We start from the raw sequence: 14,145 nt of genomic DNA on the forward strand, positions 1-14,145 counted from the left end.
CCCCGTTGTGGCCCCGAAGGGGGCGCTCGCCACCCCTACGGGACGTGTTCCCCTCCCCCCTAGGGACCTCCCACCCGCCCCGGGGACCTGCCTTCTACGCGTCCTCCGCCAGCTCCAGCCAGCGCATCTCCAACTCGTCCCGCTCGGCGGCGAGTTCGCGCAGCTTGGAGTCGAGTTCGGCGACCTTCTCGAAGTCGGTGGCGTTCTCGGCGATCTGGGCGTGGAGCTTCGCCTCCTTGTCGCCGATCTTGTCCAACTGGCGCTCGATCTTCTGCAGTTCCTTCTGGGCGGCGCGGTTGACGGCGGCGGCCTTCTTGGGGGCCGCGGCCTGCGGAGCGGGCGCCGGGGTGGCGGCCTCGATGACCTTCTGGCGGCGCTCGAGGTACTCGTCCAGGCCGCGCGGGAGCATGCGGAGGGTGGCGTCTCCCAGCAGGGCCTGCACGCGGTCGGTGGTGCGCTCGATGAAGTACCGGTCGTGGCTGATGACGATGAGGGAGCCGGGCCAGCCGTCGAGCAGGTCCTCCAGCTGCGTCAGCGTCTCGATGTCCAGGTCGTTGGTCGGCTCGTCCAGGAAGAGCACGTTCGGCTCGTCCATCAGCAGCCGCAGGATCTGCAGCCGGCGCCGCTCACCACCGGAGAGATCAGCGACGGGCGTCCACTGCTTCTCCTTGGTGAACCCGAACTTCTCGCAGAGCTGGCCGGCGGTCATCTCCCGGCCCTTGCCCAGGTCGACCCGCTCGCGCACCCGCTGGACGGCCTCCAGGACGCGCCAGGTGGGGTCGAGTTCGGAGACCTCCTGGGAGAGGTAGGCGAGCTTGACGGTCTTGCCGACCGCGATGCGGCCGCCGGCCGGCTGCGCCTCGCCCTGGGTGCGGGCCGCCTCGGCCAGCGCCCGCAGCAGCGAGGTCTTGCCGGCACCGTTGACGCCGACCAGGCCGATCCGGTCGCCCGGGCCCAGCTGCCAGGTGAGGTGCTTGAGCAGGACCTTGGGCCCGGCCTGTACGGTCACGTCCTCCAGGTCGAAGACCGTCTTGCCCAGGCGGGAGTTGGCGAACTTCATCAGCTCGGCGCTGTCGCGGGGCGGCGGGACGTCCGCGATCAGTTCGTTGGCGGCCTCGATGCGGAACCGCGGCTTGCTCGTACGGGCCGGAGCGCCGCGCCGCAGCCACGCCAGCTCCTTGCGCATCAGGTTCTGCCGCTTGGCCTCCTCGCTGGCGGCGATCCGCTCCCGCTCGGCCCGCGCGAAGACATAGTCGCTGTAGCCGCCTTCGTACTCGTGCACATCGCCGCGCTGGACGTCCCACATCCGCGTGCAGACCTGGTCGAGGAACCAGCGGTCGTGGGTGACGACGACGAGCGCCGAGCGGCGCTCCTGCAGATGCCGCGCCAGCCAGGAGATGCCCTCGACGTCGAGGTGGTTGGTGGGCTCGTCGAGGACGATCAGGTCCTGCTCGGCGATCAGCAGCTTGGCCAGGGCGATGCGGCGGCGCTCGCCACCGGAGAGCGGGCCGATGACGGTGTCCAGGCCCTGGGTGAAGCCGGGCAGGTGCAGATCGCCGAAGAGGCCGGTCAGCACGTCGCGGATCTTGGCGTTGCCGGCCCACTCGTGGTCGGCGAGGTCGCCGATGACCTCGTGCCGGATGGTGGCGGCCGGGTCGAGGGAGTCGTGCTGGGTCAGGACGCCCAGGCGCAGGTGCCCGGCGTGGGTGACCCGGCCCTCGTCCGGGCCCTCCAGCTTGGCGAGGATCCGGATCAGGGTGGTCTTGCCGTCGCCATTGCGTCCGACGACGCCGATCCGGTCCCCTTCGTTGACGCCGAGGGAGACACCGTCGAGCAGCGCGCGCAGTGCGTACGCCTTGCTGACGGCTTCCAGATTGACGAGGTTGACGGCCATCTCACTCCTGCGCTTCGGGTCGATCGACCTTCCCAGCGTAGTCGGCGTGCGGAAACCGCCGGTCCGGAGCGGAGCTCCCCGCCCGTTGGCTAGCGTGATCACCATGACATCCGACACGGGTACGGCGGTGGAGACGGAACGCGGGCTGGTCTACGGCCCCAGCGGCAAGCGACTGGACCTCTACCGCCCGGCGGGAACACCGGGCCCGGCACCGACCGTGCTGCTCTGGCACGGCGCCGGCCCCGACGAGCGGGACGTCCTCGCCCCTCTGGCGCGCACCGCGGCGGCACGGGGCCTGCTGGTCCTCGTACCGGACTGGCGTCCGGACGCCGCGGACGGCGGGCGCGGGCATCTGCTGGAGTCGCTCTGCTTCGTCCGCAAGGAGGCGGGCGGGCTGGGCGGCGACGGGGAGTCGTTCGCGCTGGCCGGGTGGTCGGCGGGCGCCGGAGCGACCCTGGGCGTCGCCCTGCGGCCCGAGGTCGCCGACGGATGGCGGCCGAGCGCGGTGGTGGGCCTCGCGGGCCGCTACGACCTGCCGGCCCGCACCACCGGCTCCGCGCCGCTGACCGACCTCGCCGCGGGCCTGGACCCGGCCGTCCCGGTCCACCTCGTCCACGGCAGCCGGGACGTGGTCCTGGACGCCCGCCACTCCCGCGATCTGGCGGAGGCCCTGCGCACCGCGGGCCGTCCCGCGGCGCTCCAGGAACCGGCCACCGACCACGCGGGCGTGATCATGACCGAGTTCGACCCGACGACGAACCGCTGCGTCCCGACGACCGCGGCACACGCGGTGGAGGCGGGGCGGCTGGTGGCGGGGGTGCTGACCGAGGCTGCCGGGGGCGCGGTGCGCGCCGGTCGCTCTTCGTGAGGGCGTGATCGGGTCCGGCCGTTGCCGCGGACCGGAGTCGGCGTCCCGTGACCGCGCGACCAAGCCGCGGAAGGCGCCGCGCTGCCGGACACTTGAGCGCTCCTGGCGTACGGCGGCAACGGGAACGGCGCCCGCCCGCGCCCCCTGGGCCCCTTCACGCCCCTCTACCTCTTGTGGGTGACCATCCGCCCAGCGTGCCGGGGTAGGTGCGCAGCGCGGGCGAACGCCCTGCCGTACAGACGCATTCGCAATTTAGTCCGATTTGCCTGAACTGTACACTGCTTGGCTATTTATCACCTTTTATAGCGCCTGGTGAACGGAGAGAGTGGGTCCGACCCGGTGGCGAGACGCCAGCGGCGAGCGAACCGTGAGAGATAGGGAGTTCCACGCATGACTGCGATCCCTGTACGGCCCGGCATCTACAAGATCCACGCTCACATCATCGGCCCGACCAGCCTGGTGACAGCCACCGAGTACGCCGTCAAGAACGGCGCTCCGGTCATCACCGACCGGCTCAACCCCCTCCCCATCGAGCAGGAGTGGATCATCGAGCCGACGGAGCCCGTACCGGGGGCGCCGTATGTGATCCGACTCGCCTATCACGACCAAGCCGGCCTCGTGGTTGCCGAGGAAAAGCTCTACGTCAACAGCGTTCCGCGCGCCGAATGGGCGCAGTTCACGTTCGAAGGGGTCGTCGGCGGGATCAAGGTCCTGTCGGACAAGGGGCTCGCCTGGCGCGCCGGACATCGTGGCGCACAGATCCAACTCGTCGCGCCCCAGCCCGAGTTCCAAGAGACGTGGACACTGGAGTTCGTGCGCCCGATCGAGGAGGAGGGGGCGGAGTAGGAGCGCGCGGCGGGGGCCGGGAGCAGGCTCCCGGCCCCCGCCCGTCACCCCAGGACCGTCGCGCCGACTGCCGGCGCCTCCGCGACCCGCGTCGCCCGACAGGTGCCCGACGCCAGCAGTGCCGTCGCCACCTGCTGCGCCGACTCCACGTCCTTGGCCAGGAACGCCGTGGTCGGGCCCGAGCCGGAGACCAGTGCGGCCAGGGCGCCGGCGGCGGTGCCGGCTTCCAGGGTGGCGGTGAGGTCGGGGCGCAGCGAGAGCGCGGCAGGCTGCAGGTCGTTGGTGAGGGCCGCGGCGAGAGCGGTGGCGTCGCCGGATTCCAGGGCGGCGAGCAGTTCGGGTGCCGCCTCCGGCTCGGGCACGTCCGTGTCCGCCGTCAGACGGTCGAACTCGCGGTAGACGGCCGGGGTGGACAGGCCGCCGTCGGCGACCGCGAAGACCCAGTGGAAGGTGCCGCCGACGGTCAGGGGCGTCAGCAGCTCGCCGCGGCCCTGGCCCAGGGCGGCGCCGCCGACCAGGCTGAAGGGGACGTCGCTGCCCAACTCGGCGCAGATCTCCAGGAGTTCGGCGCGGGTGGCGCCGGTGGACCAGAGGGCGTCGCAGGCCAACAGGGCACCGGCGGCGTCCGCGCTGCCGCCGGCCATGCCGCCGGCGACGGGGATGTCCTTGGTGATGTGGAGGTGGACGTTCGGCTCGATGCCGTGGCGGGCGGCGAGCAGTTCGGCGGCGCGGGCCGCCAGATTCGTCCGGTCCAGCGGGATCTGGTCGACGTCGTGGCCCTCGGCGGTGATCCGCAGGGTGTCCGCCGGGGTGGCGGTGACCTCGTCGTACAGGCCGACGGCGAGGAAGACGTTGGCCAGGTCGTGGAAGCCGTCGGGGCGGGCGGCGCCGACCGCCAGCTGGACGTTGACCTTCGCGGGTACGCGCACCGTCACCGACTGCGTCACTTGCCCGCCTCCTTGTTCTCGGCGATCCGGGCGAACTCCTCGACGGTCAACGCCTCGCCGCGGGCCTGCGGGGAGACCCCGGCGGCGAGCAGTGCGGCCTCGGCCGCGGCGGCGGAGCCGGCCCACCCCGACAGCGCGGCCCGCAGCGTCTTGCGGCGCTGGGCGAAGGCGGCGTCGACGACGGCGAAGACCTCGTCGCGGGAGGCGGTCGTCTCGACCGGCTTGTCGCGGCGTACGAGGGAGACCAGGCCGGAGTCGACGTTGGGGGCGGGCCAGAAGACGTTGCGGCCGATGGCGCCGGCCCGCTTGACCTCGGCGTACCAGTTGGCCTTGACCGAGGGCACTCCGTAGACCTTGTTGCCGGGGCGGGCGGCGAGGCGGTCGGCGACCTCGGACTGGACCATGACCAGGGTGCGGTCGATGGAGGGGAAGGTGGCGAGCATGTGCAGCAGCACGGGCACCGCGACGTTGTAGGGGAGGTTGGCGACCAGCGCGGTGGGCGCGGGGCCGGGCAGCTCGGTGACGTGCATGGCGTCGCTGTGCACCAGCGCGAAGCGGTCGGCGCGGTCGGGCATCCGGGCCTCGACGGTGGACGGCAGCGCGGCGGCCAGCACCTCGTCGATCTCGACGGCGGTGACCCGGTCGGCGACCTCCAGCAGCGCCAGCGTCAGCGAGCCCAGGCCCGGACCGATCTCGACGACGACGTCGTCGGGCCGCACGTCGGCGGTCCGCACGATGCGGCGGACGGTGTTCGCGTCGATGACGAAGTTCTGGCCGCGCTGCTTGGTGGGACGTACGCCCAGCCTGGCGGCCAGCTCACGGATGTCGGCGGGGCCCAGGAGGGGGCCGGAATCGTCGGTGGTGCTCTTGCTCATGCCAGGGCCTCGCTGCGCTCGTTCACCCGTGAAGCTTACGGCCGCACAGCGGCCACGGGCTCGCCCCCCGGCTGATGTAGAGCTTCTTGGCCCGGAAGGTCTGCTCCTGGGCCGGGGCGTCCTGGGGGCGGCCGCTGCCGCCGAGGGCGTGCCAGGTGCCGACGTCGAACTGGTAGAGCCCGCCGTAGGTGCCCGAGGCGTCGACGGCGTCGGGCCGGCCGCCCGCCTCGCACTGCGCCAGCGCGTCCCAGGCGAGGTGGTCGGCGCCGCTCACCGAGTCGGGCAGTTCCTTGGTGCCGATGTGCACGATCTGCGGGCGGGGGGCGCGTACGACCTCGGTGTGCGTCCGCTTCGGTTTCTGTTTGACGCCGTTGACGGTGCGCAGCCGGTAGGTGACCCGCCGCACCCCGGGCCGCCCCTGCCGGACGACCGCTTCGGTGCCGCGGGTCAGCGAGGGGTCGGCCCGTTTGACCGTACGGAAGGCGATGGGCTCCTCGCGGACCTTCTTGGAGCCGGTGATGCGCAGGACGGAGACGGTCTGGCCCTCGCGCGGGAAGCTGTCCGGCGGCACCGAGGTGGTGTCCTGGTCGCGCAGTGCGAGTCCGGCCTCCGCCAGGGCCTCGCGGACGGTGGCGGCGTTGGTGCGCACCCGGTGTTCGCGGCCGTCGGCGACGAAGACCACGGAGCGTTCGGTGCGGACCGCCAGCTCCATGCCGTGCCGCTCGATGCGCCGGGAGCGGGAGGCCGACAGATGGGCGCCCTCGGCGCGCACGCCGAGCTGGCGGAGCGCGCCGTCGACGGTGTCCTCGGTGGTCCACACCTGGTGGCGCTGGCCGTCGACGGTGAGGACGACCGGCCGGCCGTGCCGGACATGGATCTCGTCGCCGCTGGTCAGCTCGGTGCCGGGGGCGGGCGCGACGATGTCGTGGGCGCCGATGTCGAGCTGTTCGTCGGCGAGCAGGTCGTCGACGTCGTCGGCGAAGGTGTGCAGGGTGCGGGGGGTGCCGTCGACGCTGAGCCGGACCGCCTTGTCGTGCGCGATGAAGGCGGTGGTGCCGCCGGCGAGGAAGGCCACGACCAGGGCACGGGGCAGTACCCGGCGCAGCGCTTCGGGGGGTTCGGCGCGGCGCCTGCGACGGCCGCGCGCGGCGCGGTGGCTGCTTGGTGACTGACTCACGGCGCGCTCCACATGCCCGGATGCGGTTGACGGCCGGAATGTAGCGGAGAGGTGGTGACTCTCCAAAGTCGATCAGTTACGCGAAGTAGTCAATTCGGGGTACCCCGGATGGCCCTGTGCCGCGGTGGGCGGGCCGTCGGGAGCCGCGCGGCCCACCCCCCTCGGGCTCAGTAGCCGAAGGCGCGCGCGGTGTTCGCGGCGATCGCGGTGGCCAGTGCGTCCTCCGTCATCCCCTTGACCTCGGCCATCGCCCGCAGGGTGACCGGAATGAGGTACGGGGCGTTGGCCCGTCCGCGGTACGGCGCGGGGGTGAGGAAGGGTGCGTCGGTCTCCACGAGGACCAGTTCGGGCGGGGCGACGGCGAGCGCGTCCCGCAGCGGCTGGGCGTTTTTGAAGGTGACGTTGCCGGCGAAGGACATGAAGTAGCCGGCCGCGGCGCAGACCTCGGCCATCGCGGCGTCGCCGGAGTAGCAGTGGAAGACGGTCCGCTCGGGTGCGCCTTCCTCGCGCAGGATCCGCAGCACGTCGTCGTGGGCCTCGCGGTCGTGGATGACCAGGGCCTTGCCGTGCCGCTTGGCGATCTCGATGTGGGCGCGGAAGGACCGCTCCTGGGCGGCCATGCCTTCGGGCCCGGTGCGGAAGTAGTCCAGGCCGGTCTCGCCCACGCCGCGGACCTGCGGCAGTCCGGCCAGCTTGTCGATCTCGGCGAGCGCGGCGTCCAGGGCGCCGTCCCCGCCGGCCTCCCGGGCGCCCTGCCGCGACCAGCCGTCGGGGTCGCCGAGGACGATGCGCGGCGCTTCGTTGGGGTGCAGCGCGACGGTGGCGTGCACGGCCTCGTGGGCCGCGGCGGTCTCCGCGGCCCACCGCGAGCCGGCGAGGTCGCACCCCACCTGGACGACGGTGGTCACCCCGACCAAGGCGGCCTTGGCGAGGGCTTCCTCGACGGTCGCATCCTGCATGTCCAGGTGGGTGTGGGAGTCCGCGACCGCCACCCGAAGCGGTTCGGGCAGCGGCGGCGGGGTGTTCTTGTCCTGCGGGGCCATGGCCGCGATCCTACGAGGGCCGCGGCCAGGGTCTGTCCGATGGGTCAGGGTCACGGACCCGGCCATGGCCCATCGGACAGGCCCCAGGCCTCACCTGCGGTGGTGCTGGAAGGGGTGCAGCAGGTCGGAGAGGTGCCAGTGGTGCCGGCCGGCCTCCGGGGCGCCCTCGGCGGTGCTGCCGGTGCGCTCCTTGGGGACGTGCTTCTTCTTCCCGTTCTTCTCGCCGGCGGGCTGGCGCTGGTGCATGCTCGCGATCGCGTCGGAGACCATCGACACCTGGCCGGAGCGCATGATGCGTACGACGTTGCTGCCGCAGTTCAGGCAGGTGGGGCGGGTCAGCGGGGAGGGCACCCGCTCGCCGTCCGCGTAGTAGACGACGTGCAGTTCGCCCTTGCCGTCGGTCTGGTGGACTATCTCGTACGCCTGCTCCCAGCCGTGCCCGCACTTCATGCAGGCAAAGGAATAGGCCTCGTGCGCTGCGGGCTCGGGCCTGGGGCCGGGGTGGACTCCGCTGGTTGGGATACCAGTGGTCTTCACGATCTCGCTCATGTGCGCTCCTCTTGTCCGCTGGACAAGGCGTCCGGGAACCGTTCGTCCCACCCCCAGTGGACGCCTATCCCGGCCGAAACGCATCGGATCGTGGACCCTATTGGCCCAGATTTGGCAGTAGGCATATAAAAGGTCCGACCGCGCCGCCCTTCGCTTTACCTTTCAGGACAGCCATTTACCTTCCGAAGGGTCGGTTCACCCCTCCGATGTGGGCGTTTTCATAGCGTTCTTCGCTGCGACCACCGCATCGAAGACCTCCCGCTTGGGCAGCCCGGCCTCCGCCGCGACCGCGGCGATGGCCTCCTTGCGCCGCTCCCCGGCCTCCTCGCGCACCCGCACCCGGCGCACCAGCTCCCCGGCGTCCAGCTCCTCGGGCCCGCTCTCGGGGGCGCCCTCCACGACGATGGTGATCTCGCCGCGGACGCCCTCGGCCGCCCAGGCCGCCAGCTCGCCCAGCGGGCCGCGCTTGACCTCCTCGTAGGTCTTGGTCAGTTCGCGGCAGACCGCGGCGCGGCGCTCGGCACCGAAGATCTCGGCCATCGCGGCGAGGGTGTCGTCCAGCCGGTGCGGCGCCTCGAAGTAGACCAGGGTGCGCCGCTCGCCTTCGACCTCGCGCAGCCGGGAGCGCCGCTCGCCGGCCTTGCGGGGCAGGAAGCCCTCGAAGCAGAAGCGGTCCACCGGCAGGCCGGAGACGGCCAGGGCGGTGAGCACCGCGCTGGGGCCCGGTACGGCGGTGACCTTGATGCCGCGTTCGACGGCCGCGGCGACCAGGCGGTAGCCGGGGTCGGAGACCGAGGGCATCCCGGCGTCGGTGACCAGCAGCACCCGCGCGCCGCCGGACAGCGCATCGGCCAGCTCGGGCGTCCTGGCCGCCTCGTTGCCCTCGAAGTACGACACGATGCGGCCGGCCGGTGTCACGTCCAGCGCCTGGGTCAGCCGGCGCAGCCGGCGGGTGTCCTCGGCGGCGATCACGTCGGCGGCCGCGAGTTCGGTGGCGAGCCGCGGCGGCGCGTCCGCGATCTCGCCGATGGGCGTCCCTGCAAGTACCAGCGTTCCAGTCACCCGCCCATCCTCCCAGGACGCGCCGGGCCGGTCGGCATCAGCGGGTGGCGCTCCGCGCCGGTCCACAGGGCCCTTCCCTACGATGGGCCGGGTGACGAGTGACACCACCGCGACCGACGCCGCCGCGCACCGCGCCCCGGGGCCGGCCCAGGCGCCCCCCGTGTGGCAGCGGCGGCTGCGCCGCTTCGGGTATCCGGCCCGCCCGCAGGCCGACGTCCGGACCCGGCTGGTGCCCGGCTTCCCGGAGCCGAGCGGCCGGCTGTGGGCGGTGTTCGGCGCGGGCCCGGCCGCCGCGGCCCGGCTCACCCGCTGGGCGGGCTGGGCCGCTCCGCTGCTGGTGGCGCTGGTCGCGGGGGCCTTGCGGTTCTGGAACCTGGGCAGCCCGCGGAAGGTGATATTCGACGAGACGTACTACCCCAAGGACGCCTGGTCGCTGCTGCAGTACGGCTACGAGGGCACCTGGGCCAAGACCGCCAACGACGCGCTGGTCGCCCACCCGCCGCAGATCATGCTCTCGCCGGAGCACTCCTATGTCGTGCACCCGCCGATGGGCAAGTGGCTGATCGCGCTCGGCGAGTGGGCGTTCGGGATGAACCCGTTCGGCTGGCGGTTCACGGTGGCGCTGCTGGGCACCCTGTCGGTGCTGCTGATCTGCCGTATCGGGCGGCGGCTGATGCGGTCCACGGCGCTGGGCTGCCTGGCGGGCGCGCTGCTCGCGGTGGACGGGCTGCACTTCGTCATGAGCCGCACCGCCCTGCTCGATCTGATCGTGATGTTCTGGGTGGTGGCCGCGTTCGGCTGCCTGCTGGTGGACCGGGACCGCAGCCGGGGCCGGCTGGCGGCGGCGCTGCCGATCGGGCCTGGGGGCACCTCCCGTTCGAGCGAAGCCGAGAACGGGGGAGGAGTGGCGCGGCCGGAGGACTCCGTCGGCGACCGGCTGCGGCTGGGGTGGCGGCCCTGGCGGATCGCGGCCGGCCTGTGCCTGGGCCTGTCCGCCGCCACGAAGTGGAACGGGCTGTACTTCCTCGCGGCGTTCGCCCTGATGTCGGTGCTGTGGGACGTCGCGGCCCGGCGTACGGCCGGTGCCCGCCACCCCTTCCGTTCGACGCTGCGCCGCGACGTGCTGCCCGCGTTCGGCTCGACGGTCCTGGTCGCCCTCGCCGCCTACCTCGCGTCGTGGTCGGGCTGGATCGCCACCAAGGGCGGCTACTACCGCGACTGGGCGACCTCCCCCGAGGGCCGGCTGGGCGGCTGGACCTGGCTGCCGGACTGGCTGCGCAGCCTGTGGCACTACCAGACCGAGGTCTACAACTTCCACACCGGACTGACCACCCCGCACACCTACCAGTCCAACCCCTTCAGCTGGCTGGTCCTGGGCCGCCCGGTGTCGTACTTCTACGAGGACCCCAAGGCCGGCCAGGACGGCTGCACCGCGGCCGAGGGCTGCGCCCGCGAGGTGCTGGCGCTGGGCACCCCGCTGCTGTGGTGGGCGTCCTGCTTCGCGCTGCTGTACGTGCTCTACCGCTGGCTGTTCAAGCGGGACTGGCGGGCCGGGGCCATCGCCTGCGCCGTCGCGGCCGGCTATCTGCCCTGGTTCCTCTACCAGGAACGAACGATCTTCCTCTTCTACGCGGTGGTGTTCGTCCCGTTCCTGTGTCTGGCGCTGGCGATGATGATCGGCGCGATCATCGGCCCGCCGGGTTCGACGGAGCGCCGCCGCACCATCGGCGCGGTGGGCGCCGGCGTCCTGGCGCTCCTGATCATCTGGAACTTCATCTACTTCTATCCGCTCTATACGGGGATGCCGATCCCCAAGTCGGCCTGGCACCAGCGGATGTGGTTCGACAGCTGGGTCTGAGCGGGGGCCACGCGCGGCCGGGCGCGGGTCACGGGAGAGTTCGACAATTCCGTAACAGCCCTACAACAGCGCGTCACCGGACCGTGCCCGGATCGAGACTCGGCGATTTCCCCGTGTCCCTTAGAGTGCGATGCACGTTCTTGTGTGCGTATTCAAGGACGAGACTCCTGGGAGGGGATCGGTGGCATGCGCCGTGAGGTGAGGTACGGGCTGATCGGCGGATCGGTGGCCCTGGTGGCGGGAGTCGTGGGCGGTCTGACGCTGTTCGGCGGTTCGGACGACGACTCCCCGCAGGAGGTCAGGTCGGCGGACGCCAAGCCGGGCGACTCCGGGCCCGAGGTTCCGACCGGTCCGCTGTCGGCCAAGGAGGTGCAGACGGCGGGGCAGGAGTTCCTGACCGCCTGGCAGTCCGGCGACGCGGCGAAGGCGGCCGGGCTGACGGACAGCCCCCAGGAGGCCCGAAGCGCGCTCGCGGCCTTCAGCAAGCAGGCGAAGTTCTCGAAGGTGACGGTGACGCCGGGCACCCCGGCCGGCGACAAGGTCCCGTACACCGTCACCACGCAGATCGACTACAAGGGCGCCAAGGCGACCTACTCGTACCGCACGTCGGCGACGGTGCAGCGCGACAAGACCACCGGTGAGCCGCGGATCGCCTGGCGGCCGACGGTGCTGCACCCGGACCTGGCCAAGGGCGACGAGCTGCGCACGGGCGAGGCCGAGGCGCCCCCCATCAAGGCCGTGGACCGCAACGGCAAGGAGCTGACCCCCAAGGCGCACCCGACGCTGGCCGGGGTGCTGGACAGCCTGCGCGACAAGTACGGCGACAAGACGGGCGGCAAGCCCGGCGTGGAGCTGTTCATCCACCGTGCCAAGAGCGCCAAGCCGGCCGAGCAGCAGCCCGAAAAGACGCTGAAGGTGCTCTCCAAGGGCACCCCCGGCACCCTCAAGACCACCCTGGACGCCACGCTGCAGTCGGCGGCCGAGCGGGCGGTCAAGGGCAAGAAGTCCGCGGCCGCCGCGGCCGTCAAGCCCAGCACCGGCGAGATCCTGGCGATCGCCAACGCCCCGGAGAAGGGCTTCAACCTCGCCACCCAGGGGTCGCTGGCCCCCGGTTCCACGATGAAGATCGTGACCTCGGCGATGCTGATCGACAAGGGCATGACCGCGCCGGACAAGCCGCACCCCTGCCCCAAGTACGTCACCGTCGGCGGCTGGAAGTTCCAGAACCTCGACAAGACCGAGATCAAGACCGGCACCTTCGCGCAGAGCTTCGCGGCGTCCTGCAACAACGCCTTCATCTCGCAGGCCGAGAAGCTGAAGAACGACGACCTGACGAAGGAGGCCCGGGACGTCTTCGGCATCGGCCTGAACTGGCAGACCGGCATCCCGACCTTCGACGGCGCGGTGCCGGTGCAGCAGGACGCGCAGATGGCGGCCTCGCTGATCGGTCAGGGCGGGGTGCGGATGAACCCGCTCAACGTCGCCACGCTCGCCGCGACGGTCCGCGCCGGCTCCTTCCACCAGCCGTACATCGTCTCGCCGTCGCTGGACAACCGGACGCTCGCCAAGGCCCCCCGGACGATGAAGCCGGGCACCGCCGCGGCCCTGAAGTCGCTGATGAAGCTGACCGCGACGTCCGGTACGGCCGCCCAGGCGATGTCCGGCGTCGGCGGTGACATCGGCGCCAAGACCGGCTCCGCCGAGGTCGACGGCCAGAAGAAGCCCAACGCCTGGTTCACCGCCTACCGCGACGACCTCGCCGCGGCGGCCGTCGTCCCGGCCAGCGGCCACGGCGGCACCAACGCGGGCCCGGTGGTCCGCGCCATCCTCACCGCGAACTGAGCGGCGGCGGGGGACCCCACGGGTCCCCCGCCTCGTCTCATCGGCTGGAATCCGCTTCGCATGGCCGGTACACCTTTCGCTAGCGTGCGGGCCATGACCGTTTACGCCTCCCCCACACCGCGGACCACCGGCGTGCGCGAGCGCTCCGAGTGACCCCCCTCGTCGTCGCGGCCGTCCTGCTGGCCGCCGTCACCCACGCCAGTTGGAACGCCATCGCGCACGGCATACGCGACCAGTTGCTGGCCTTCACGCTGGTCGGCGGCGGCGGTGCCGTCTGCGGCGCCGCCCTGGCCGGCTTCACCCCGCTGCCCGCCGCCGGCGCCTGGCCCTACCTGCTGGCCTCCGTCGTCCTGCACGTCGTCTACCAGGCGCTGCTCATGCGGTCGTTCCAGCTGGGCGACTTCGGGCAGATGTACCCCATCGCCCGCGGTACCGCCCCCCTGGTCGTCACCGTCCTCGCGGCCGTCTTCGTGCACGAGATCCCCGACAGCTGGGCGCTGGCCGGTGTGGCGCTCGCCTCCGCGGGGCTGGTCGGCGTGGCCCTGTGGGGCATCCGCGGCTCGGGCGCCCGACCCCACTGGCCCGCCCTCGTCGCCGCCCTCGCCACCGGCCTGTCCATCGCCGCCTACACCACCGTCGACGGCCTCGGCGTACGCGCCTCCGGCACCCCCCTCGGCTATATCGCCTGGCTGATGATCCTCGAAGGCCTCGCCATCCCCGCCTACGCCCTCGCCACCCGCCGCCGGCGGCTCCTCGCCGAGCTGCGCCCCATCGCCGTACGCGGCCTGGCCGGCGGCGTCCTGTCGGTCTTCGCCTACGGCCTGGTGCTGTGGGCCCAGACCCGCGCCGCCCTGGCCCCCATCGCCGCCCTGCGCGAGTCCTCCATCATCGTCGGCGCGGCAATCGGCGCCCTCTTCTTCAAGGAGCGGTTCGGCCTGCCGCGGATCGCGGCGGCCGGGCTGATGGTGGTCGGGATCGGGCTGATGCTGCACGCGGGGTGAGGCGCTTCCCACGTTGCCGGGTGGCCCGCCGTGCCTCTTCTGTTGTTCTTTTCCCGCCTTCGGCGGGAGCGGAGGGGGTTGTGGGCCGGGGACGCCGTGTCGGTGGTGGGTGCCGGGGGCGGTCCTGCGGGGCCTGTTGTGTGGACTGCTGCGCTTTACGTCCACACAACAGGCCTGTCTCTT

At 72.3% G+C, this 14,145-nt stretch carries 12 protein-coding genes; 5 read left to right on the forward strand and 7 right to left on the reverse strand.

Annotated features, from left to right (window positions below; all coding sequences use genetic code 11):
• Positions 1-94: 94 nt before the first annotated feature.
• Positions 95-1,894, reverse strand: coding sequence for an ABC-F family ATP-binding cassette domain-containing protein (locus ACFWZH_RS34085; protein ID WP_384440353.1), 1,800 nt, complete (start codon positions 1,892-1,894; stop codon positions 95-97).
• A gap of 103 nt (positions 1,895-1,997) precedes the next feature.
• Here ACFWZH_RS34085 and ACFWZH_RS34090 point away from each other — a divergent pair, with 103 nt between their 5' ends.
• Positions 1,998-2,762, forward strand: a complete 765-nt coding sequence (locus tag ACFWZH_RS34090) for an alpha/beta hydrolase (protein ID WP_384440356.1) — start codon at positions 1,998-2,000, stop codon at positions 2,760-2,762.
• A 390-nt stretch (positions 2,763-3,152) separates the two neighbouring features.
• Positions 3,153-3,608 (forward strand): hypothetical protein, encoded by a 456-nt coding sequence (locus tag ACFWZH_RS34095; protein ID WP_384440359.1) that lies wholly within the window; start codon positions 3,153-3,155, stop codon positions 3,606-3,608.
• A gap of 44 nt (positions 3,609-3,652) precedes the next feature.
• Here ACFWZH_RS34095 and ACFWZH_RS34100 read toward each other — a convergent pair whose 3' ends face one another.
• The 6 genes from ACFWZH_RS34100 to rsmI all read right to left on the reverse strand — a co-directional run bounded on the left by ACFWZH_RS34100 (position 3,653) and on the right by rsmI (position 9,261).
• Positions 3,653-4,555 carry a 4-(cytidine 5'-diphospho)-2-C-methyl-D-erythritol kinase gene (locus ACFWZH_RS34100; protein WP_384440362.1) on the reverse strand — a complete coding sequence of 301 codons (903 nt, stop codon included), beginning with the start codon at positions 4,553-4,555 and terminating at the stop codon, positions 3,653-3,655.
• Positions 4,552-5,430: a 16S rRNA (adenine(1518)-N(6)/adenine(1519)-N(6))-dimethyltransferase RsmA gene (gene rsmA / locus ACFWZH_RS34105; protein ID WP_384440366.1), complete on the reverse strand. Its 879-nt coding sequence runs from the start codon at positions 5,428-5,430 to the stop codon at positions 4,552-4,554. Before rsmA ends, ACFWZH_RS34100 begins: the two co-directional genes overlap by 4 nt.
• Before the next feature lie 22 nt (positions 5,431-5,452).
• Positions 5,453-6,607: a ubiquitin-like domain-containing protein gene (locus ACFWZH_RS34110; protein ID WP_384440369.1), complete on the reverse strand. Its 1,155-nt coding sequence runs from the start codon at positions 6,605-6,607 to the stop codon at positions 5,453-5,455.
• A gap of 167 nt (positions 6,608-6,774) precedes the next feature.
• Positions 6,775-7,650, reverse strand: a complete 876-nt coding sequence (locus tag ACFWZH_RS34115) for a TatD family hydrolase (protein WP_384440372.1) — start codon at positions 7,648-7,650, stop codon at positions 6,775-6,777.
• 90 nt (positions 7,651-7,740) lie between these two features.
• Positions 7,741-8,199: a hypothetical protein gene (locus tag ACFWZH_RS34120; RefSeq protein ID WP_384440375.1), complete on the reverse strand. Its 459-nt coding sequence runs from the start codon at positions 8,197-8,199 to the stop codon at positions 7,741-7,743.
• 195 nt (positions 8,200-8,394) lie between these two features.
• A complete protein-coding gene (rsmI, locus tag ACFWZH_RS34125; RefSeq protein ID WP_384440378.1) occupies positions 8,395-9,261 on the reverse strand; it encodes a 16S rRNA (cytidine(1402)-2'-O)-methyltransferase in 867 nt (288 codons plus the stop codon).
• A gap of 82 nt (positions 9,262-9,343) precedes the next feature.
• On the opposite strand from rsmI, the gene ACFWZH_RS34130 reads away from it, so the two are divergent.
• The 3 genes from ACFWZH_RS34130 (at position 9,344) to ACFWZH_RS34140 (ending at position 13,962) form a co-directional block, all read left to right on the forward strand.
• Positions 9,344-11,119 carry a dolichyl-phosphate-mannose--protein mannosyltransferase gene (locus ACFWZH_RS34130; protein WP_384440381.1) on the forward strand — a complete coding sequence of 592 codons (1,776 nt, stop codon included), beginning with the start codon at positions 9,344-9,346 and terminating at the stop codon, positions 11,117-11,119.
• 186 nt (positions 11,120-11,305) lie between these two features.
• Complete coding sequence (locus ACFWZH_RS34135) at positions 11,306-12,961, forward strand: penicillin-binding transpeptidase domain-containing protein (protein WP_384440384.1); 1,656 nt, start codon at positions 11,306-11,308, stop codon at positions 12,959-12,961.
• A 149-nt stretch (positions 12,962-13,110) separates the two neighbouring features.
• Positions 13,111-13,962 carry an EamA family transporter gene (locus tag ACFWZH_RS34140; protein ID WP_384440388.1) on the forward strand — a complete coding sequence of 284 codons (852 nt, stop codon included), beginning with the start codon at positions 13,111-13,113 and terminating at the stop codon, positions 13,960-13,962.
• Positions 13,963-14,145 lie beyond the last annotated feature (183 nt).

It is taken from the genome of Streptomyces sp. NPDC059008, from assembly GCF_042749045.1.
Taxonomy (GTDB): Bacteria; Actinomycetota; Actinomycetes; order Streptomycetales; family Streptomycetaceae; genus Streptomyces.